23 protein-coding genes are annotated in these 20502 nt (G+C 62.4%); 12 read left to right on the top strand and 11 right to left on the bottom strand.

The features are described from left to right. Window positions 1-14 precede the first annotated feature (14 nt). Together AWB74_RS33735 and AWB74_RS33730 are read right to left on the bottom strand one after the other, a co-directional pair. The gene (locus AWB74_RS33735) at window positions 15-1142 is read right to left on the bottom strand and encodes a muconate/chloromuconate family cycloisomerase (protein ID WP_061150958.1); all 1128 of its coding nucleotides are present in this window, start codon (window positions 1140-1142) and stop codon (window positions 15-17) included. Between the two features lie 105 nt (window positions 1143-1247). Beyond that, on the bottom strand, window positions 1248-2171 hold the full coding sequence (locus tag AWB74_RS33730) for a LysR family transcriptional regulator (RefSeq protein ID WP_061150957.1): 924 nt from the start codon (window positions 2169-2171) through the stop codon (window positions 1248-1250). A gap of 176 nt (window positions 2172-2347) precedes the next feature. Between AWB74_RS33730 and catA the strand changes: the two genes are divergently transcribed. The 6 genes from catA to AWB74_RS33700 all read left to right on the top strand — a co-directional run bounded on the left by catA (window position 2348) and on the right by AWB74_RS33700 (window position 7515). After that, the gene (catA, locus tag AWB74_RS33725) at window positions 2348-3283 is read left to right on the top strand and encodes a catechol 1,2-dioxygenase (RefSeq protein ID WP_061150956.1); all 936 of its coding nucleotides are present in this window, start codon (window positions 2348-2350) and stop codon (window positions 3281-3283) included. Between the two features lie 118 nt (window positions 3284-3401). Next, the gene (locus tag AWB74_RS33720) at window positions 3402-4760 is read left to right on the top strand and encodes a Rieske 2Fe-2S domain-containing protein (RefSeq protein ID WP_061150955.1); all 1359 of its coding nucleotides are present in this window, start codon (window positions 3402-3404) and stop codon (window positions 4758-4760) included. Further along, on the top strand, window positions 4757-5245 hold the full coding sequence (benB, locus tag AWB74_RS33715) for a benzoate 1,2-dioxygenase small subunit (protein WP_061150954.1): 489 nt from the start codon (window positions 4757-4759) through the stop codon (window positions 5243-5245). Before AWB74_RS33720 ends, benB begins: the two co-directional genes overlap by 4 nt. Before the next feature lie 51 nt (window positions 5246-5296). Beyond that, entirely contained in the window at window positions 5297-6325 is a 1029-nt protein-coding gene (benC, locus tag AWB74_RS33710; protein ID WP_061150953.1) for a benzoate 1,2-dioxygenase electron transfer component BenC, read from the top strand. Then, entirely contained in the window at window positions 6322-7098 is a 777-nt protein-coding gene (gene benD, locus AWB74_RS33705) for a benzoate diol dehydrogenase BenD (RefSeq protein WP_061150952.1), read from the top strand. Before benC ends, benD begins: the two co-directional genes overlap by 4 nt. An 18-nt stretch (window positions 7099-7116) precedes the next feature. Next, the gene (locus tag AWB74_RS33700; protein ID WP_061150951.1) at window positions 7117-7515 is read left to right on the top strand and encodes a RidA family protein; all 399 of its coding nucleotides are present in this window, start codon (window positions 7117-7119) and stop codon (window positions 7513-7515) included. Between the two features lie 15 nt (window positions 7516-7530). Here AWB74_RS33700 and AWB74_RS33695 read toward each other — a convergent pair whose 3' ends face one another. Next, a complete protein-coding gene (locus AWB74_RS33695; protein WP_061150950.1) occupies window positions 7531-8610 on the bottom strand; it encodes an enolase C-terminal domain-like protein in 1080 nt (359 codons plus the stop codon). 297 nt (window positions 8611-8907) lie between these two features. Between AWB74_RS33695 and AWB74_RS33690 the strand changes: the two genes are divergently transcribed. Then, window positions 8908-10254 carry an MFS transporter gene (locus AWB74_RS33690; protein WP_061150949.1) on the top strand — a complete coding sequence of 449 codons (1347 nt, stop codon included), beginning with the start codon at window positions 8908-8910 and terminating at the stop codon, window positions 10252-10254. Window positions 10255-10266: 12 nt separating this feature from the next. Here the strand turns inward: AWB74_RS33690 and AWB74_RS33685 are convergent, their stop codons facing one another. Then, on the bottom strand, window positions 10267-10461 hold the full coding sequence (locus tag AWB74_RS33685) for a hypothetical protein (protein WP_061150948.1): 195 nt from the start codon (window positions 10459-10461) through the stop codon (window positions 10267-10269). A 187-nt stretch (window positions 10462-10648) separates the two neighbouring features. Here AWB74_RS33685 and AWB74_RS33680 point away from each other — a divergent pair, with 187 nt between their 5' ends. Next, window positions 10649-10954 carry a DUF1488 family protein gene (locus AWB74_RS33680; protein ID WP_061150947.1) on the top strand — a complete coding sequence of 102 codons (306 nt, stop codon included), beginning with the start codon at window positions 10649-10651 and terminating at the stop codon, window positions 10952-10954. A 13-nt stretch (window positions 10955-10967) separates the two neighbouring features. On the opposite strand, the gene AWB74_RS33675 is transcribed toward AWB74_RS33680, so the two are convergent. From AWB74_RS33675 to AWB74_RS46555, 3 genes are all read right to left on the bottom strand, one after another. Then, on the bottom strand, window positions 10968-11225 hold the full coding sequence (locus AWB74_RS33675) for a hypothetical protein (protein WP_061150946.1): 258 nt from the start codon (window positions 11223-11225) through the stop codon (window positions 10968-10970). 74 nt (window positions 11226-11299) lie between these two features. Beyond that, window positions 11300-11551 (bottom strand): hypothetical protein, encoded by a 252-nt coding sequence (locus tag AWB74_RS33670; protein ID WP_061150945.1) that lies wholly within the window; start codon window positions 11549-11551, stop codon window positions 11300-11302. Window positions 11552-11730: 179 nt separating this feature from the next. Next, the gene (locus AWB74_RS46555) at window positions 11731-11901 is read right to left on the bottom strand and encodes a hypothetical protein (RefSeq protein ID WP_160110343.1); all 171 of its coding nucleotides are present in this window, start codon (window positions 11899-11901) and stop codon (window positions 11731-11733) included. A gap of 306 nt (window positions 11902-12207) precedes the next feature. Between AWB74_RS46555 and AWB74_RS33665 the strand changes: the two genes are divergently transcribed. Further along, complete coding sequence (locus tag AWB74_RS33665; protein WP_061150944.1) at window positions 12208-13968, top strand: hypothetical protein; 1761 nt, start codon at window positions 12208-12210, stop codon at window positions 13966-13968. Window positions 13969-14039: 71 nt separating this feature from the next. Next, complete coding sequence (locus tag AWB74_RS33660; protein WP_061150992.1) at window positions 14040-14606, top strand: DUF1993 domain-containing protein; 567 nt, start codon at window positions 14040-14042, stop codon at window positions 14604-14606. 15 nt (window positions 14607-14621) lie between these two features. Here AWB74_RS33660 and AWB74_RS33655 read toward each other — a convergent pair whose 3' ends face one another. From AWB74_RS33655 to AWB74_RS33640, 4 genes are all read right to left on the bottom strand, one after another. Continuing rightward, on the bottom strand, window positions 14622-15896 hold the full coding sequence (locus AWB74_RS33655) for an MFS transporter (protein ID WP_235024777.1): 1275 nt from the start codon (window positions 15894-15896) through the stop codon (window positions 14622-14624). 143 nt (window positions 15897-16039) lie between these two features. Continuing rightward, a complete protein-coding gene (locus AWB74_RS33650) occupies window positions 16040-16972 on the bottom strand; it encodes a BKACE family enzyme (RefSeq protein ID WP_061150942.1) in 933 nt (310 codons plus the stop codon). Between the two features lie 14 nt (window positions 16973-16986). Then, on the bottom strand, window positions 16987-17778 hold the full coding sequence (locus tag AWB74_RS33645; RefSeq protein ID WP_061150941.1) for an SDR family oxidoreductase: 792 nt from the start codon (window positions 17776-17778) through the stop codon (window positions 16987-16989). Window positions 17779-17889: 111 nt separating this feature from the next. Continuing rightward, window positions 17890-18609 carry a GntR family transcriptional regulator gene (locus tag AWB74_RS33640; protein WP_061150940.1) on the bottom strand — a complete coding sequence of 240 codons (720 nt, stop codon included), beginning with the start codon at window positions 18607-18609 and terminating at the stop codon, window positions 17890-17892. 168 nt (window positions 18610-18777) lie between these two features. Here AWB74_RS33640 and AWB74_RS33635 point away from each other — a divergent pair, with 168 nt between their 5' ends. After that, entirely contained in the window at window positions 18778-19467 is a 690-nt protein-coding gene (locus tag AWB74_RS33635) for an ABC transporter ATP-binding protein (protein ID WP_061150991.1), read from the top strand. Next, on the top strand, window positions 19464-20502 hold a 1039-nt coding region (locus tag AWB74_RS33630; RefSeq protein WP_143749365.1), incomplete at its 3' end, for an ABC transporter permease. The genes AWB74_RS33635 and AWB74_RS33630, both read left to right, overlap by 4 nt.

The raw sequence follows: 20502 nt of genomic DNA, 5'->3' as shown, positions 1-20502 counted from the left end.
TGGTTCTCCTGTGTTTAGCTATTCTTGTCGCGACGATAAAACTTGAGCTTGTCTTCATCGATCTGAAGACCGAGGCCCGGACCTTCCGGCAAATGAAGATCGAAGTCACGATACTGCGGCCGCGCCGTGACGATGTCGTCCTTCAGCAGCAGCGGTCCGAACAGTTCCGTGCCCCACGCGAGCTGCGGCAGCGCGCTGAAACCATGCGCCGATGCAATCGAGCCGATGCTGCCTTCGAGCATCGTGCCGCCGTACAGCGAGACGCCGGCCGCATCGGCGATGGCGGCGGTGCGCATCATGCCGTAGATGCCGCCCGACTTCGCGATCTTCAGCGCGAAGACATCGGCGCAGGCGTGGCGCACGAGTTCGAGCGCGTCTTCCGGTCCCGTCACGGCTTCGTCGGCCATGATCGGCACGATGAAGCGCGCGGCCAGTCGCGCGAGCGCGCTGCGCTGCTCGCGCGGCGTCGGCTGCTCGATCAGATCGATGCCCGCGGCTTGGAGCGCTTCGATGCCGAGCGCGGCATCGGCTTCGTTCCAGGCCTGGTTCACATCGACGGTGACTTTCGCGCGATCGCCGAGCGCCGCCTTGATCTTCGATACATGCGCGCCGTCCTCGCGCACGCTGCGGCGGCCGATCTTCAGCTTGAACGTGTTGTGGCGGCGTTCGGCGAGCAGCATTTCGGCTTCGTCGATATCGCGCTGCGTGTCGCCGCTCGCGAGCGTCCACAGCACCGGAAGCGTCTTGCGCACCGCGCCGCCAAGCAGTTCCGCAACGGGAATGCCGAGGCGCTTGCCTTGTGCATCGAGCAGCGCCGTTTCGATCGCGCACTTTGCGAAGCGGTTGCCGCGCGCGACCTTGTTCAGCCTGAGCATCGCGGCGTTGATATTGGTCGCGTCCTGTCCGGCCAGCGCGGGCGCGAGATACGTATCGATGGTCAGCTTGATGCCTTCGGGGCTTTCATCGCCGTAAGACAGGCCGCCGATGGTCGTGGCCTCGCCAATGCCCTCGATGCCGTCGCTCGTGCGCAGGCGGACAATGACGAGAGTTTGCTGCTGCATCGTCGCCATCGCGAGCTGATGCGCACGGATGGTCGGAAGATCAACCAGAATCGCTTCGACGGAGGTGATTTGGGCGTTCATACTCGAAATGTCGGAATGGGTGGGTTGCTGAAGTATTGCGCGCCCGTTTGCCGCATGTCCAACACCGTTGACGTCTAGTGCCATACCCCGGAGGTATGGCGCGCGCTATTGGCCCCGCTCCGTGCGGGGCGCATAGGCGATCTTTTCCTCGTCGTAAAGCCGGTAGATGAGTTCGAGCATCTCCTTGATGTCGCGCGACTCGTCCAGCGCACGCATGCTCATGATGACGGGCGACACGAGTGTCGGATCGTCGAGTTCCTTATAGCTGACGTCGTCGCGCTTGAGGCCATGCACGCTGCTCGGCACGACGGAGATGCCTTCGCCCGCCGCGACGAGACCGAGCGCGATCTGCAATTCACGCACTTCATAGATCTTGCGCGGCGCAAGACCGCGGTCCTGATAGGCCGCGAGCACCTGATCGGCATAACTCGGGCGCGGCGCTTTCGGAAAGATGATGAGTGTCTCGTTGACGAGATCGCGAAGCGAAAGCACGGCCTTCGCGAGCGAAAGCGGGTGCCCGAGCGGAAGCGCGACGATCAACTGTTCTTCGCGAAGCACCACGCGGCGGATATTCGCATCCTCATGACGAATGCGCCCGAAGCCGACGTCGATACGGCCATCCTTGAGCGCGCGGATCTGGTCCATCGTCGACATTTCGTGAAGACTGAGCTCGACGGTGGCGTTCTCGTCGCGAAAGCGCCGGATGATCTTCGGCAGCATCCCGTACAAGGTCGAGCCGACGAATCCCACCGAAAGACTGCGCTCGATATTACCGACGCGCCGCGTCATCGATTCGAGTTCGGCGGTCTGGGCGAGCAGTTGCACGGCATGGGAATAAAAGAACTTGCCGGTCTCCGTCAGCTTCAACGGACGGGAGTTGCGCTCGAACAGTTGCACGCCGAGCGTTTCTTCGAGCTGCTGTATCTGACGGCTCAAGGGCGGCTGCGCGATATGCAGCCGCTCCGCGGCGCGTGTGAAGTTACGTTCTTCCGCCACCGCTACGAAATAGCGGAGATGTCGCAGCTCCATTCAATACCTCCTGGATATAGCCCAATACTAAATCAGTGTTGGACTGGCCTTCTTTACGTCCATTATCCTGCCTTCACGCTTTGTTTCAACACCCGACTATACCTTCCGAGCATATCTACGCCGGTGCTGAAGCAAGGGTTAACCCCACCATAAAATTGCGAGATTCAGGAGCAGACATGAGCGTCAAAGTGTTCGATACGAAGGAAGTGCAGGACCTGTTGAAGGCCGCTACCAACATCGGAAGCCAGGACGGCAATGCTCGCGCCAAAGAGATTACCAGTCGCCTGTTGAGCGATCTGTTCAAAGCTATCGACGATCTCGACATGACGCCCGATGAAATCTGGGCCGGCGTCAATTACTTCAACAAGCTGGGCAAAGATGGCGAAGCCGCTTTGCTCGCCGCAGGCCTCGGTCTGGAAAAGTATCTCGACATCCGCATGGATGCCGCCGATCGCGAAGCCGATATTCACGGCGGCACGCCGCGTACGATCGAAGGCCCGTTGTATGTCGCCGGTGCGCCGATTCGCGATGGCGTCTCGAAGATCGACATCAATCCCGATGCAGACGCTGGTCCGCTGATCATCCGCGGCACGGTCACGGGTTCCGATGGCAAGCCGGTTGCGAATGCGGTGGTCGAATGCTGGCACGCGAATTCGAAGGGCTTCTATTCGCACTTCGACCCGACCGGCGCGCAAAGCGATTTCAATCTGCGCGGTGCAGTCAAAACCGGCGCCGACGGCAAGTACGAATTCCGCACGCTCATGCCGGTGGGTTATGGCTGCCCGCCGCAAGGCGCCACGCAGCAATTGCTGGATGCACTCGCGCGCCACGGCAATCGTCCGGCGCACGTGCATTTCTTCGCGACCAGCGAGAAGCATCGCAAGCTGACGACGCAGATCAATATCGAAGGCGATCCGCTGATCTGGGATGACTTCGCTTATGCAACGCGCGAAGAGCTGGTGCCGCATGTCATCGAAAAGACGGGTGGCAATGCGCTCGGACTGAAAACCGATGCTTATAAGGAAATCGAGTTCGACATTCAGTTGACGCCGCTGGTTCAGGGCAAGGACAACCAGATCGTCCAGCGCCCGCGCGTTTCCGCGACGGCGTAAATCACGACGCGCAAGCGCCCAAAGCGGCGGCAGGTCTGTCGCCGCCCGAATCTCCGCATGAATCATTCGACACCGATGCAAGCGCTTCTTCATTGAAGCGCGCATAGGGAGAGCACACATGTCCGCCATTACCGACAAAGCCAGTCAGCTCGACGAACTGCTGCAGAACGCCGTTCAGGACGACAAGGAAAGCGGTGTATTCCGCTGCCGCCGCGATATCTTCACCAATGCCGATTTGTATGAACTCGAGATGAAGCATATCTTCGAGAGCAATTGGGTTTATCTCGCGCATGAAAGCCAGATTCCCAATAACAACGATTACTACACGACGTGGATCGGCCGCCAGCCGGTGGTCGTCACGCGTGACAAGACCGGCGCGCTGAATGCGGTCATCAACGCATGCGCCCATAAAGGCGCAATGCTGTGCCGCCGCAAGCACGGCAATAAGGGCAGCTTCACATGCCCGTTCCACGGCTGGACTTTTTCCAACACCGGCAAGCTTTTGAAGGTGAAGGACGAGAAGACCACTGAATATCCGATTCAATTCAACTCGCACGGCTCGCACGATTTGCGCAAGGTGCCGCGCTTCGAAAGTTATCGCGGTTTTCTGTTCGGCAGTCTCAATGCGGATTCGATGCCGCTCGAAGACTATCTCGGCGAGACGAAGACCATCATCGATCAGATCGTCGATCAGGCGCCGGACGGACTCGAAGTATTGCGCGGCAATTCCTTGTACATCTACGAAGGCAACTGGAAGATGCAGATGGAAAACGGCTGCGATGGTTATCACGTCAGCACCGTGCACTGGAACTACGCCGCGACGATGGGCCGCCGCAAGGTCGAAGGCACCAAGGCCGTCGATGCGAATAGCTGGAGCAAGTCGGTCGCGGGCGTGTATGGCTTCGAGCACGGCCACATTCTGTTGTGGACGAAGACGATGAACCCGGAAGTGCGGCCGGTCTATCAACATCGAGAAGAGATCAAGGCGCGCGTCGGTGAAGTGCAGGCGGATTACATCGTCAATCAGACGCGCAATCTGTGCCTCTATCCCAACGTGTTCCTGATGGATCAGTTCAGCACGCAGATTCGCGTGGTGAGACCGCTCGGCGTCGACAAGACCGAAGTCAGCATCTTCTGCTTCGCGCCGAAGGGCGAGAGCGCAGAGGACCGCGCGATGCGCATCCGTCAATACGAAGACTTCTTCAACGTGACGGGCATGGGCACGAGCGACGACCTCGAAGAGTTCCGCGCGTGCCAGCAAGGTTATGCCGGCATCACGGCGATGTGGAACGACCTGTCGCGCGGCGCGCCGCTGTGGGTCCACGGTCCCGATGACAACGCGAAGAACATGGGCCTCAAGCCGCTCATCTCGGGCGAGCGCAGCGAAGACGAAGGCCTCTTCGTCGTTCAACACGAATACTGGGTGGACGTGATGCGCGACGCGCTCAAGAAGGAACAAGGGGAGGTGGCGGCATGAGCTTCGATTACCAGAAAATCTGCTCGACGCTGTATCGCGAAGCGCGTCTGCTCGATGACCGTCAGTGGGACGAGTGGCTCGGCTGCTACGCCGAAGACGTCACTTACTGGATGCCCGCCTGGGACGACGACGATCAGATCACCGAAGATCACGAGAGCCAGATTTCGTTGATGTATTACCCGGACCGTGGCGGCCTCGAAGACCGCGTGTTCCGCATCAAGACCGAGCGCAGCGGCGCTTCGATGCCCGAGCCGCGCACGAGCCACAACGTCACCAATGTGGAAGTGCTGGCCGAGCGCGAGAACGAAGTCGACGTGCGCTACAACTTCAACACGCTGAATCATCGCTACAAGACGAACGATCAGTTCTTCGGGACGATCTTCGTGACGCTGCGAAAGGTCGGCGACATTCTGGTGATCGCGCACAAGAAGATTGTGTTGAAGAACGACTACATCCGTCAGGTGCTCGACGTCTATCACGTCTGAAGCCCGTCTGAAGCCCCCGTGTCGGGAAGAGATTGGAAGGAAGGAGGCAACATGTCCAGCTACAACATTGCACTGAATTTCGAAGACGGCGTGACGCGCTTTGTGGAATGCAAGGCGGGTGAGAAGGTGCTCGATGCCGCCTTTCGCGCCAAGATCAACCTGCCGATGGATTGCTCCGACGGCGTGTGCGGCACCTGCAAATGCCGCGCGGAAAGCGGCGCCTACGATCTCGGCGACGACTACATCGAAGACGCGTTGAGCGACGATGAAAAGGAAAGCGGTCTCGTGCTGACGTGCCAGATGGTGCCGTCGAGCGATTGCGTGATCGCGATTCCGGCGTCGTCCACCGCGTGCAAGACCGCGCAAAGCAAGTTCGCCGCGACGGTCACGAAGATCGAGCCGCATAACGATGCCGCCGTCGTGCTCGAACTGAATGTCGATGTGGCCACGACTGCGCCCGTGTTTCTGCCGGGCCAGTACGTGAATATCGATGTGCCAGGCAGCGGGCAGCATCGTTCGTATTCGTTCTCGTCGGCACCGGGCGAAGCTAAGATCAGCTTCCTCATCAAGAAGATTCCCGGCGGCGTGATGAGCACGTGGCTCGAATCCGCACAGGCCGGCGGCACGGTCGAGCTGACCGGACCGCTCGGCAGCTTCTATCTGCGCGCGGTGGAGCGGCCGCTGTTGTTCCTCGCGGGCGGCACGGGTCTCGCGCCGTTCCTGTCGATGCTCGAAGTGCTCGCGCGTACGAACTCGCAGCAGCAGATTCACCTGATCTATGGCGTGACGCGCGATCTCGATCTCGTGCAGGTCGAAGCGATCGAGGCGTACGTCGCGAAGTTGCCGAACTTTACCTACAGCACCGTCGTCGCCGATGCGGATTCGAATCATCCGCGCAAGGGCTGGGTGACGCAGCATATGCCGGCCGAATCGCTGAATGATGGCGACGTCGATGTGTATCTGTGCGGGCCGCCGCCGATGGTCGATGCGGTGCGCAAACATTTCGACGACAACGGCGTGAAGCCGAACAGCTTCCACTACGAGAAGTTCACGCCCAACGCAGCGCCGGTGGCCGCATGAGCACGGAACGATTTGCCGGCAAGGTGATGGTCGTGACCGGCGCGGCGCAGGGCATCGGGCGCGGCGTGGCGTTGCGTGCGGCGGCCGAGGGCGCGAAGGTGCTGCTGGTCGATCGCGCCGACTTCGTCGCCGAAGTCGCGGCCGAAGCGCAGGGCGCGGATACGGCAGGATTCGTCGCCGATCTCGAAACCTATGAAGGCGCAGCAGCGGCGATGGCCTTTGCGGTGCGCACGTTCGGCGGCATCGACATTCTCGTCAACGGCGTTGGCGGCGCGATCCGCATGCGGCCGTTCGCGGAGTTCGAGCCCGCGCAGATCGACGCGGAGATTCGCCGTTCGCTCATGCCGACGCTGTACGCGTGTCATGCAGTGTTGCCGCATTTGATGGAGCGTGACGGCGGGACGATCGTCAACGTATCGTCGAACGCGACGCGCGGCATCCGGCGCGTGCCGTACTCGGCGGCGAAGGGCGGCGTGAACGCGATGACGCAATCGCTGGCGATGGAATACGCGGAGCACAACATCCGTGTGGTCGCCGCAGCGCCGGGCGGTACCGAAGCGCCGCCGCGACGCGTGCCGCGCAACGCAGCGGGCGACAGCGAGCAGGAACGCGTCTGGATGAGCGAGGCGGTGACGCAGGTCAGGGAATCGACCTTCTTCAAGCGCTACGGCAGCCTCGACGAACAGGTCGCGCCGATCCTGTTCCTCGCTTCGGACGAGGCGAGCTATATCACCGGCGCGGTGCTGCCGGTCGCTGGCGGCGACAACGGCTGATGCCATAGGAGACGTGACATGAGTGAACGCAAAGCAGTCATTCCCGCGGGCATGGAAGCGGTGTACGAGAAGATTCGCTACGCGCCCGCCGTGAAGGTGGGCCGCACGATCTATGTGTCCGGTCAGATCGGTCGCGATGCGGCGATGCAGCTGGTCGAAGGCCGCGAGGCGCAGATCGTGCAGGCATTCGATAACCTCAAGGTCGTGCTGGAGGCGGCGGGCGCATCGTTGAGCGATGTCGTCGATGTCACCACGTTCCACACCGACATGCGCGATCTGCCCTTGTTCATGCAGGTGCGCGAGCGCTATCTCAACACGGAACCGCTGCCGGCCTGGACTGCGATCGGCGCGCACATGCTCGGCGGTGCGGCGGGCTATATCGTCGAAATCAAGGCCGTGGCGGTATTGCCGGATTGAGGGAAACGGCGGCGTCTAGACGAGAAAGCGGCTGAATTCGTCTTCGCGCCAGCGAATGCCGGCGCCCGGTTCATCGCCGATGAGTGCATTGCCATCCTCGAAGCGAAGCACCGGATCGAGGATCGGGCCGGCGAGATCCATGCGTTCGAGGTAATGCGCGGTCGGCGTCACCGCGAGCAGATGCGCGCTGAACTCCTGAAAGATATGGCTCGACATGGGCAAGCCATGTTGCTCGGCGAGCGCGCTTGCTTTGAGCCAGCCCGTCACACCGCCGATCTTCATGACATCGGGCATGCAGAGATCGCAAGCCTGGGCGTCGATAGCTTTCTGCATGTCTTCCGGGCCGAACCAGTTCTCGCCGATCTGCACCGGAATGCGCAAGGCCTCGCGTATCGATGCGTGTCCTGCATAGTCGTGTTGCAGCGTAGGCTCTTCGATCCACGCGATGCCTTCCGCTTCCAGTGCGCGGCCGCGGCGTCTGGCTTCCGGAACGGACAAGCCCTGGTTGTAATCGATCATCAGTTCGACGGAATCGCCGGTCACTTGTTTGATTGCGCGAGTGACTTCGAGATCGCGTTCGAGGGTCGCATAGCCCGCTTTGGTCTTGATAGCCTTGAAGCCAGCTTCGACAGCGTCGCGTGCCCGCTTCGTGCCGAGTTCAACATCGTCCATGCCGTGGCTGTCGTAGGCGGGAATCGGGCGCGCTCTTCCACCCAGCAGTTCGACCAGCGGCAGCCGATGCGCTTTGGCCTTTGCGTCCCACGCGGCCATATCGATACCAGCGGTCGCGATGCGAACCAGGCCCGTATGCCCGAGAAGCCGGAAGCGCGCATTCAAGACACGGTCGATCTCGAACGGCGCGAGCGGCAATCCATTCACGACAGCCCCGAGTTCATCGAGCAGGCTTTGAATCGGCTTCAATGCAAGCGGCGTGTACGTGAAAACGTATGCATGACCCGTAACGTTCGCGTCGGTCAGCAAGTCGATGAGCACGAGCGGGACGGTGGCAATCGTGCCGCCCGCAGTCTTGAGCGTGTATTGCAAAGGCACGTTGACCGCACGCGTGCGAAGGTCAGTGATCTTGATGTCGTCCATGGCTTGCACCTTTGTCATAGGGATTCGGGATTGATGTGCTTTCATTCCTGCAAGGTATAGCCTGCGACTCAATCGGTATTGGACGCTGCATGACCGGCTCGCCTATTCTGAGCCGACTGTCCGATAAGCACGTCAACGCAGTCCGTCAACCAGAAAGACATCACCGAAAGCACGCCCTTGCCGCAGTTCGCATGCGGCAAGCGAAAACGCGCACGTGCCGCATGTGCAGTGAGCCGTCGAATCGATAAAAAACAAAATCGCGGAATTCAATGAAGTACCTAAAGTAAAGGAGACAACATGCGTCAAATCGATGTTCAAAAGCTATGCGACGATGCCAGATTCAGGAAATACCACGTGCTGCTTCTCTTCTGGTGCGCGCTCATCATTATTTTCGATGGCTATGATCTCGCGGTCGTAGGCATCGCGTTGCCATCGATCATGAAGGACATGGGCGTTCAGGCGACCAGCGCCGGATTCATGGTGAGTTCCGCGTTGCTCGGCATGATGATAGGCGCGGTTTTCCTGGGAACGATCGCCGACAGAATCGGCCGTGTACCCGCGATCGTGATTTGCCTTCTCCTCTTCAGCATATTCACCGCCGCAGCGGGCTTCACGAAAGATCCGCTCACGTTCGGGATCGCACGCTTTCTTGCGGGACTGGGCATCGGCGGCGTCATGCCGAACGTCGTCGCGCAGATGACCGAGTACTCGCCGCGCAAGATCCGCAGCACGATGGTGACGGTCATGTTCAGCGGCTACTCCGTCGGCGGCATGCTCGCGGCGCTCGTCGGCAAGGCGATGATCGAGCGTTACGGCTGGCAATCCGTATTCTTCGCGGCGGGATTGCCCGCGCTTCTCGCGCCCGTGATCCTCAAGTACATGCCCGAGTCGCTCGGGTTTCTCATCCGCACGGGCCGTGTGGAGACGTTGAAAAAGATTCTGCCGCGCATCGAACCCGCATACGTGCCGCAGCAAGCCGATGACTTCTCGCTTTCCGAGCGCGAAGCAGCGTCCGGCTCGACGATCAGCCGCCTCTTCGCAGACGGCCGCGGCGTGAGCACGGTCATGCTGTGGATCGCGTTCTTCATGTGCCTCTTCATGGTCTACGCGTTGAGCTCGTGGCTGACGAAACTGATGGCAGGCGCCGGGCACAGCCTTGGCTCGGCGCTCACGTTCGTTCTCGTGCTGAACTTCGGCGCGATGATCGGCGCAATCGGCGGTGGCTGGCTGGCCGACCGATTCAACATCAAATACGTGCTGATCGCGATGTATGCGCTCGCTGCCATCTCCATCAGCCTGTTGGGCGTGAAGGTTCCGGTCGGTGTGCTGTTCTTCCTCGTAGGGCTCGCTGGCGCATCGACCATCGGCACGCAGATCGTCACGTATGCCTTCGCGGGACAGTTCTATCCGACGGCCATTCGCTCGACGGGCATCGGCTGGGCATCGGGTGTCGGGCGCAGCGGTGCGATTCTCGCGCCTATCGTGATCGGCTTTCTCGTGAGCAAGGCCTTGCCGCTTCAGCAGAACTTCGTCGCTATCGCCATTCCGGGTGTGATCGCGATGCTGGCGGTTTGCCTGATCAACGCGCGCCGGCCTCGACAGGACCGCATGGCCGTGACTGCCGCGCAAGCCGATCCGGCTTGACGTGCTGCGCGCTCATTCCTTCGCAGTCTTGGGGCGCCGGGGCTGTTGCGGCTCGGCGGGAGCGCCGCGTTGCGTCGGCGCTCTCGTGCATGCATCCGGCGGCGTGACATAGGGCAGGTCGTCGCAGCAGCACGCATAGACCGGAAAGCCGTATGCGTTCGTGCGAATGATGGTGGTCGGCCCGTGCAGCGGGCACACCGCTTTCATGGCGGCTCCTGAAACGCGTTGGTCAACGGTTTCTATCGTACACGCCGTTGCGCAGGGCGGCGGCAGCATGCATAACCGGACAGCCCGTATTGATCTGGATCAATACGCGACGATGAACGATCGCGGAGACTGAAGGGATATCTTTTGTCCGTCGAAACTCCGTGCAACATCGCTCACGAGGTCCGGCATGAACATCAAGTTTCCGAGTCAGGCGCCCGTCTATCAGGGCGATGTCCCTTCGCTCACGTTCGCGGCCGTCGCCGATGGCGAGCACGTCCAGTGCACGATTTCCGCGGAGGCGCTCGAAGATCACTTCGGCGCCGCGTCATGGCGAGAGGAAGATTTGCAGCGGGCCTTCGAGAGCCATCGATCATCGATCGAAGGCGCGGCCGAACACTTGCTGAACCGCGTCGGAGGAACGTCGGTGATGCTGCGCAGCGGATTCTTCCGGTTCCGCGAGGCGCGCGGTCGTAGCTCTTCGAGCGCGGCCTGAGCGAGATTCCGCGTTACGCAACGCCCGATACGTTGCAGCTTTTTTGCAGCGTCAACTGGAAAGGCGGCAAGGGCAATTCGTCCCCGTCGAGAAATGCGGTGGCGCACCGGACCGCGAAGCCGAGCGCGCCGTCCTTGCTGGCGAACGCACCCAGATTGCCGAGAGAGGTTGCGTGGCCGTCCTCTTCCAGAATCGAAGCGGTCGCGACGAAAGCATTGCCCACACGGTTGGCAGCGGGCTGAAAAGCCGCGCCCCGATGATAAATAATCATAGATTCGTCTCGTCGGAATTGATGGGAGGCGGGAGCGGCTCGCGTGCGGCCGCTATCGCTCGAGATGATGCGTGCTAGCGAATGCTCGCGCCGTGAGAATGGCGCGCGTTCTGTGCAGACTGCCGGTGATCGATTTCGGCCATGCCATAAGCGAATGCATAGCGCACGGCGCCGATCGCACTTGCAAACTCGCCGAGCGTGCCGCTTGCGCGGCGCGTGCCGCCCGGTTCTCGAACGACGAGCATCGCCGCGTATTTGTCCTGGTCCGGTAGGGCGGTCGCGCTCAGTACGTGTCCTTTATAGACGACGTCTTCGGGTTGGGTCATCGATCTCTCAGGTTCTATATATATTTTCGGAGAGGCCACGACGCCGGTAGAGTGTTCCGATTCCGCGCCGTTGCCTACATTCCGTAAGTAGAAGCGTATACGTTCATATTTTGTCTTCTTACCCGTTTTAAGTTTTATTACGTTTTTTCAGTGATCTCTTAAATCTGACGGTTTTTTAATCAGACGGTATTACTTCTCAGCGCATTCACGATGCGAGATAACGATTTCGTCGCGAGTACGAAAAGCGTGCCTGAAAGACCAAAATCGGATCGGCTTAATAACTCTGTCAAATAGAGCGTCGATAAAGCCACGAACGGATGGAAAATCGCCTGAGCGGTCAAGCGTTTCATCGGTCTCACCTCGAGAATAGCGGGCAAGACCATGCGCTAAATGTACTGACGCTCGCGGTCCCGTCCTGCGATGTAATGTGCCTTTCGCAGTGCGTCGCCGTCCTGCTCGCGCGTCGGCGCTGATTGACCGATCGTCCTGCTTTTTTTGCGATGCCGGACGATACAATCTTCATACGCATACACAATCGGACCTGACGATTCCGACAAACACTAGCTCTCCCGCGACGAATGTTTCCCGAATTAAACCGTCGCAGACAATAATCGCAAAGCACCGGGCCCGGCCCCCTCCAGAGCGGAGATCCGCAGATGAAAGCGCATTTAACGGTTGGCGTGTTCGCAGTCGCTATTGCAGCAATCATCGGTGGATGCAGCGGAGGAAGTTCCAATTCGGACACGACCTCGCAGACCAGCGCCGCGCCCGCTTCGGGCGCATCGGACGCTTCCTCGGCGTCGAGCCCTGCGGCGGCGTCCAGTCCGTCATCGGCGTCGTCGGGAAGCCCGGCAAGCGCGCCATCCGGCTCGAGCTCTCCCACGGCGAGCACGCCGTCTCCATCGACGCCGATGGACGTCACCACGTATCACAACGACATCCTCCGCACGGCGCAGCAGCTCGCCGAGACCCGGCTCACGCCTGCGAACGTCAGCCCGGCGAAGTTCGGCAAGCTCGGCTTCTATCCCGTCGATGGCGCCGTCGATGCGCAGCCGCTCTATCTCGCGAATGTGCCGGTCGCGGGCGCCACGCATAACGTGCTGTATGTGGTGACCGAGAACGCGAGCGCCTATGCCTTCGACGCCGACACGGGCGCCGTGCTCTGGCAGGTGTCCGCGGTGCTGGCCGGCGAGACGCCGAGCGACGACCACGGCTGCAATCAGACCACGCCGACCATCGGCATCACGTCGACGCCCGTCATCGATCGCTCGCGCGGGCCGAATGGCGTGATGTATCTCGTGGCCATGTCGAAGGACACGGGCGGCGCTTATCACCAGCGCATTCACGCGCTCGACATCGCGACGGGCGCCGAGCTCTTCGGCGGTCCGACGGAAATCACCGGCTCGTATCCGGGGACCGGATCGGGCAGCGTCAACGGCGTCGTGCCGTTTTCGCCCGGCCAATATATCGAGCGCGCATCGTTGCTGTTGCTGAACGGCGTCGTATATACGGCGTGGAGCTCCCATTGCGACATGCTGCCGTACACCGGCTGGGTGATGGGCTACAGCGCGGACACGCTCAAGCAGACGAGCATCCTCAACGTCACGCCGAACGGGGAGATGGGCGGCATCTGGATGGGCGGCGCGGGTCTCGCGTCGGATGGCACGTCGATCTATTTCCTCGACGGCAACGGCACGTTCGATCCGACCACCAACGCGCAGGAAATGCCGATCCACGACGACTTCGGCAACGGCTTCCTCAAGGTCACGCCGACGCCGACGCTGAAGGTGACCGACTACTTCGAGCCATCGGACACGGTCGTGCAGTCGAGCCAGGATCTCGACCTCGGCTCGGGCGGCGTGCTGGTGCTGCCCGATCTCACCGATATCAACGGCAACGTGCGGCATCTCGCGATAGGCGGCGGCAAGACGCGCACGCTCTATATCGTGGATCGCGACAACATGGGCAAGTTCGATTCGAACGGCGACCACATCTATCAGGAGCTGTTCTCGACGATCACCGGCCCGATGTTCACCGCGCCCGCGTTCTACAACAACACGATCTATGTCGGCCCGGCGGGCGATCATCTGAAGGCGCTGCCGGTCGTCAACGCAGTGGTGGCGACGGCCGCGTCGAGCCAGAGCACGAGCCCGCCCAACAACTGGAGCTTTCCGGGCCTCGCGCCGGTCATCTCCGCGAACGGCAACACGAACGGCATCGTATGGGGCGTGGAAAACGTGACGCCGGCCGTGCTTCATGCCTACGACGCCAGCAATCTCTTCGAGCTCTACAGCAGCAATTCGGCGGGCTCGCGCGATCAGTTCGGACCCGGCAACAAGTTCATCTCGCCGACGATCGCGAACGGCAAAGTGTTCGTGGGCACGAAGACGGGCGTCGCGGTGTTCGGCTTGCTCTGAGGCCGCGGCGTTCCGCGCGGGAAAGGTCCGTATCGATATAAGATCGCGGATCTCGACCCGTGGAGCATTCGATGCAACTGACCCGTCTTCTCGTTCCGACCTTCTTGCAGACGCTGAAAAACCTGTCGGCGTGGCTCGACAAGGCCGCCGCGCACGACAGCGCGCAAAACGCCGATGCGCTCATGAAGCTGCGTCTCGCGCCGGACATGTTTCCGCTCGCAGGGCAAGTGCGTTTCGTGTGTTTTCAGGCGCAGGAGCCGGTGTATCGGCTGCGCGCAATGGCGCTGCCGCCGGCGCTGCTGAACGTGCGTGGAGAGGGCGCGAAGTCGAACGAGCAGCCGGGCTCGTTCGCTGACGCTCAGGCGCGTCTGGCGGAAGCGACCGCGTTGCTGTCCGGTCTGTCGAACGACGCGCTCGACGCGGGCGCCGATTTGCAGATCGCGCTGGATCTGCCGAACGGCATCGTCTTCGACATGACCGGCGAGCAATACGCGCGCGACTGGTCGTTGCCGCAGGTCTACTTTCACGCCGTGACCGCCTACGCGATTTTGCGCAATCACGGCGTGCCGCTCGGCAAGCCGGATTACGTGTCGCACATGTTCGCGTACATGCGGCCCGGCACGATGCCGCAGAAGTGAATCGTCCGGTGACGATCAGGCGTTAGACATGACGCCGCGCTTCGCGTCGGCGCGTTCCTCGTTGCCGTGACGCAGGCGCGCGCTGCACACCGCCGCGATCAGCAGCGCGACCGCGAGACACAGCAGTCCGTTCATCGCATGGCCAGTCGTCTGCTCGATGATGCCCATCACCGTCGGGCCGACGAAGCCGCCCAGCAGGCCGCACGAATTCACGAGCCCGAGGCCGCCCGCGAGCGCGCTGCCGGAGAGCCGCGACGACGGGAACGTGAAGATGATCGACTGCACGACGAAGAACATCGACGCGGACAGGCAGACGCCCAGCAGCCCGATCACGGGCGTCGCCCATGCGGCGATCAGCATGCCCGACGCCATGATGACGAGTCCGCCGATCAGCATGCGCCGGCTCTTCGACGAATCGGTCGCGAGGCGCGGCAGCGTGGCGGCGCCGATGGCGGCGGCGATCCACGGCGTCGAGGTGAGCAGCCCGATCGTGAGCGGCGAGAAGTGCCCCGATGCGCCGATGATGCCCGGCAGGAAGAAGATCACCGTGTAGATCGTCAATTGATGGCAGAAGTACACGAGAATCGCGAGCCAGACCTGGCGATCGCCGAGGACGCTGCGGAATGCGCCGGCGCCGTGGCCGCTGCCCTGCGAGTCGTGCTCGGCGGCGAGGCGGCGCTCCAGCGCAACGGCTTCATCGCGTGACAGCCACTTCGCGCTCGTCGGACGATCGGGCAGCAGTTTCCAGACGACGAACGCCAGCAGGATCGCGGGCACACCTTCGATCACGAAGAGCCATTGCCAGCCATGGAAGCCGAGCGCGCCGTCGAGTTCGAGCAGCGCGCCGCCGAGCGGACCGCCGACGATATTCGCCACGCACACGCCGAGCAGGAAATAACCGGTCGCGCGGGCGCGTTCTTCACGCCCGAACCAGTACGTGAGATACAGCATCACGCCGGGAAAGAGGCCCGCTTCGGCGGCGCCGAGCAGAAGGCGCATCACATAGAACGAGGTCTCGCCGGTGACGAAGGCCATCGCGACGGACAGCGCGCCCCACGTCACCATGATGCGCGTGATCCAGAAGCGCGCGCCGACCTTGTGCATGATCAGGTTGCTCGGAATCTCGAAGGCCGCGTAGGTCAGGAAGAACAGACCTGCGCCGAGTCCGTACGCGGCGGCGGAGATGCCGAGATCGATGCTCATCGAATGCTTCGCGAGCGCGATGTTCGTGCGATCGAGAAAGCTGATCACATAGACGATCACGAGCAAGGGCATCAGCTTGCGCAGCATCAGGCTGTTGAGCGACGCGTGCTGCGCGGCGCTCGTCGTGTTGGGCTTGGACAAGGTACGTCTCCGTAGGCGTTGTATTTCTAATGGCTCGATAGCGTGATGGCGTGAGCGCGCGCCGCCTGCACGGCGCGCGCAAGCGACGATCAGAAGTTCACGTTGTCGCCGCCTTTCAGCGACAACATCTGGCGTGCTTCGGCGGGCGTCGCGACTTCGAGCGACAGGCCCTCGATCACCTGCCGGATCTTGCGCACCTGCGCGGCGCTGGATTCGGCGAGCTCGCCCGGTCCGATCCACAGCGAATCTTCGAGACCCACGCGCACGTTCGAGCCTTGCGCGACGCCGATGGAGCCGAGCGGAATCTGATTGCGGCCCGCGCCCAGAATCGACCAGACATAGTCGTTGCCGAAAAGACGATCCGCGGTGCGCTTCATGTGCGCGAGATCTTCCGGATGCGCGCCGATGCCGCCCAGCAGGCCGAACACGCTCTGCACGAAGAACGGTCCTTTTACGAGCCCACGATCGACGAAGTGCGCGAGGTTATACAGATGCGAGATGTCGTAGCACTCGAATTCGAAGCGCGTGCCGTTGGCCGAGCACGAAGTCAGGATGTATTCGATATCCGCGAACGTGTTCTTGAAGACGAGATCGCGGCTCTTTTCCAGATGCTGGCGTTCCCAGTCGTGCTTCAGATCCTTGAAGCGATCGAGCATCGGATAGAGACCGAAGTTCATCGAGCCCATGTTCAGCGACGCCACTTCCGGCTGGAAGTGATGCGCGGGCTTGAGTCGTTCCGCGACGGTCATGTGCGGGCTGCCGCCGGTCGTCAGATTGATGACCGCATCCGTTTGCGACTTGAGGCGCGGCAGGAAGCGCTCGAACACGGCGGGGTCCTGCGTCGGGCGTCCGTCTTCGGGATCGCGCGCATGCAGATGCAGAATTGCAGCGCCTTCCTTCGCCGCCGCGAGCGCGGCCTCGGCGATCTGATCGGGCGTGACCGGCAGATACGGCGACATCGACGGCGTATGGATCGCGCCCGTCGGAGCGCACGTGATGATGACCTTGCGTTTCGTTGCCATGTGTTCCTCTTTCCTCAAAGCGTTTCGACGTTGCCGCAGACGGAGAGCGCTTGCCCCGAGACCGCGCTGCCGGCGGGCGAGCTGAGATACAGCACGCTCGCCGCGACTTCCTCTTGCGTGACCATGCGGCGCAGCGAAACCTTCGCGAGATACTGCTTCTCCATCTCTTCGTAATCGAGGCCGAGCTGCTTCGCGCGCGCGGCGATCACGCCTTCCATGCGCGGACCCTTGACGATGCCCGGCTGCACCGCATTCACGCGAATGTTGTCGGGGCCGAGCTCGATCGCGAGACTCTTCGCGAGCCCGACCACGGCCCACTTGGTCGCGGAGTAGGGCGTGCGGAAACCGTAGCCGAGACGTCCCGCCACCGACGACATGAACACGATCACGCCGCCATCGGCCGCTTCGCGCAGCATCGGCACGGCTTCGCGCGAGAAGTAGTACTGGCTGTTCAGATTCACGTCGATGGTCTTTTCCCAGTCGTCGGAATCGATCGCGTCGATGCCGCCCGTCGGTCCCGCGATGCCCGCGTTGTTGATCAGCACATCGAGGCCGCCAAGTTCGCGCCGCACGTCTTCGAACACGCGCTTCACGTCGTCCTTGTTCGCGACGTCGGCGCGCGTGCCGGAGATCGCAGGCGATGCGGTCGCTGCCGCGTCGATGGCTTTAGCATCGACATCGCAAACGTGCACGCGCGCGCCCGTCGACACGAACGCCTTCGCGATGACGAGGCCGATGCCCGATGCGCCGCCCGTGATCAGCACGCGCAAACCGGGGCGCGGCGTGAGAAGTTTCATGAAGTCCATCGTCTGATTCCTTTCTGGTTATGTTTGCAAAGGACGTGCGCCGTCCTCGTTTGAACGATTAGTCATGCTGATGATGTTTGATGAAGACGCGAGACGTGCGCCTTCCCGTGCTCAGCTTTGCGCGTGACGCCGCGGCTGTTCCTGCTGCGAGCACAGACGCGATTCGAGATCGCGGGCGGCGTCGCGGATGTCCTTCGCGATCCCTTCGCGCGCCGCCGCGCCATCGTGCTTCCACAGCGCATCGATGATCTGCCGGTGCGCCTGCATCGACACACGCATGTGCGCGACATCGGGCGCGACCATGTTCAGGAACGGGCCGATGCGCATCCACATGTTCTGGATCGTCGCGAGCGTCATCTCGCTCGCGCCGTGGCGATAGATGCTCGTGTGGAACGCGAAGTTGCAGCGCAGATAGGCGCGCGCATCGTCGGCTTCGACGTGGGCGCTCATTTCATCGAAGATGCGCTGCACGGCCGCGACGTCGCCGTTGGTCATGCGCGCGGCCGCGCGTTCCGCGACGCAGCCTTCCAGCGCGATACGCACGTCGCGCAGCTCTTCGAGCAGTTCGGGCGTCATCGGCGGGACCATGAGGCCGCGCGACGGGCCGTCGACCAATGCGCCTTCCGCGCGCAGACGCGTGAGGGCGGCGCGCACCGGCATCGTCGAGAGGCCCACCGCTTCGGCCACGCCGCGCAGACTCAGCGGCTGGCCCGCGGCGAAACTGCCGCTCATGATCGCTTCGCGCAGTTGCTGATAGACCTTCGTCGCCATCGTTTCCGTGGCGATGATTTCGAGTTGCGGGATGGGTTGCGATGCGGATCGGGGTGCCAAGACTGCGTTCCTGTGTGCTGTTTGATCTGTGATCACAGTTTGATTTCCTTGGCGGTTTAAGTCAATCCGGTACGTCTCAGGGATAACCCTCGCGGCGGACGTTCGAAGCGCCGCAGGCTTTTCATGGGCACAATGCTTGCGAATCGATCAGCCTGCCCGCCGATGAACATGCGACCCGCCGACCCCGACGTTTCTCCCGCCCTCGAATGCCGCCGCCTCTCGAAGACCTACAGCGGCGGGCGCATCGTGCTCGATGCGCTCGATTTCGCGCTCGGCGCGGGCGAATTCGTCGCGATCATGGGCGATTCGGGCGTCGGCAAATCGACGCTGCTCAATCTGATCGCAGGCCTCGACACCGCCGACAGCGGCGACGTGCTGATCGACGGCGCGTCGATCTCGACGCTCTCCGACGATGCCGCCACGCGTCTGCGTCGCCAGAAGCTCGGCTTCGTATTCCAGGCGTTTCACGTCCTGCCGCATCTGACGCTCTTCCAGAACGTCGCCGTGCCGCTGCTGCTGAACGGCATGCCGCCCGCGCCCGCGCGCGCGATGCTCGCGGCGGTCGGCCTCGACGGACGCGGCGACGACATGCCGCGTCAGCTCTCTGGCGGCGAATTGCAGCGCGTGGCGATCGCGCGTGCGCTGGTGCATCGTCCGCGTCTCTTGCTCGCCGATGAACCCACTGGCAATCTCGATCCGCAGACCGCGCATGAAGTGCTCGGACTGCTGCGCGCCGAAACCAAGGCGACGCGCGCCGCGACCGTGATGGTCACGCATTCCGAAGCGGCCGCCGCTTTCGCCGACCGCGTGCTGATCCTCGCCGATGGCGCGCTGCATGCCGCAGCGCTCACTCGATGAGCACAGTCGCGGCCCATCCATTCGATACGTTGACCCGCTGGCTGCTCGGCGCGCAATGGCGCAGCCATCGGGGCCGCGCGCTCGTCGCGATGCTGACGATCGCGCTCGGCGTCGGCCTGGGCTATGCGGTGCAGCTCATCAACGGCGCGGCCTTCAACGAGTTTTCGGCCGCCGCGCGCAGTCTGTCGGGACAGGCGGATTTGCAGGTGCGCGGCGCGCAGCCTTTCATCGATGAAAACGTGTATCCGCAACTCGCGACGCACGCGGGCGTTGTAATCGCGAGTCCGGTGCTCGAAGTCGATGCCGCCGTGCCCGGCAAGACCACGCCGCTCAAGGTGCTCGGCATCGACGTGTTTCGCGCGAAACGCATCGCGCCGGATCTGACCGGCGTGCCGTCGCCGGATGCGCCGCTCGATGTGCTCGATCACGACGCCATCTTTCTTTCGCCCGCAGCGCTTGCGTGGCTCGGCGCGCGCGATGGCGCGTCGGTCGAACTGCAAAGCGGCACGTCGAAGGTGAAGCTGCGCGTTGCGGGCGGCATTGCGCGCACGCGGCCCGGGCAGCGCATCGCGGTGATGGACATCGCCGCCGTGCAGACGCATTTCTCGATGACGGGCAAGCTGTCGCGTGTCGATCTGCAACTTGCGCGCGGCGTCGATCGCGATGCGTTTCGTCGGACGCTGCAACGCGAACTCGGCGGCCGGCTCGTCGTGACGGAAACCAGCGACGTCGAGAGCCGCACCGATCGCCTGTCGCGCGCGTATCGCATCAACATGAACGTGCTCGCGCTCGTCGCGCTTTTCACCGGCGCGTTTCTCGTGTTTTCGACGCAGGCGGCGGGGGTCGTGCGCCGCCGCGCGCAGTTCGCGATGCTGCGCGTGCTCGGCATGACGCGCGCAGCGCTCGTGCGGCAGATCATGCTCGAAGGCGCGCTGCTCGGCGTGGCGGGCGGCGTGCTCGGCATCGCGCTCGGCTTCGCCGTCGCGGCGTTGGCGTTGCGCTTTTTCGGCAGCGATCTCGGCGGCGGCTATTTTC

Source organism: Caballeronia arvi (genome assembly GCF_001544695.2).
GTDB lineage: Bacteria > Pseudomonadota > Gammaproteobacteria > Burkholderiales > Burkholderiaceae > Caballeronia > Caballeronia arvi.
Note: the sequence above shows the minus strand (reverse complement) of the source record. Positions and strands in the feature narration are given on the sequence as shown.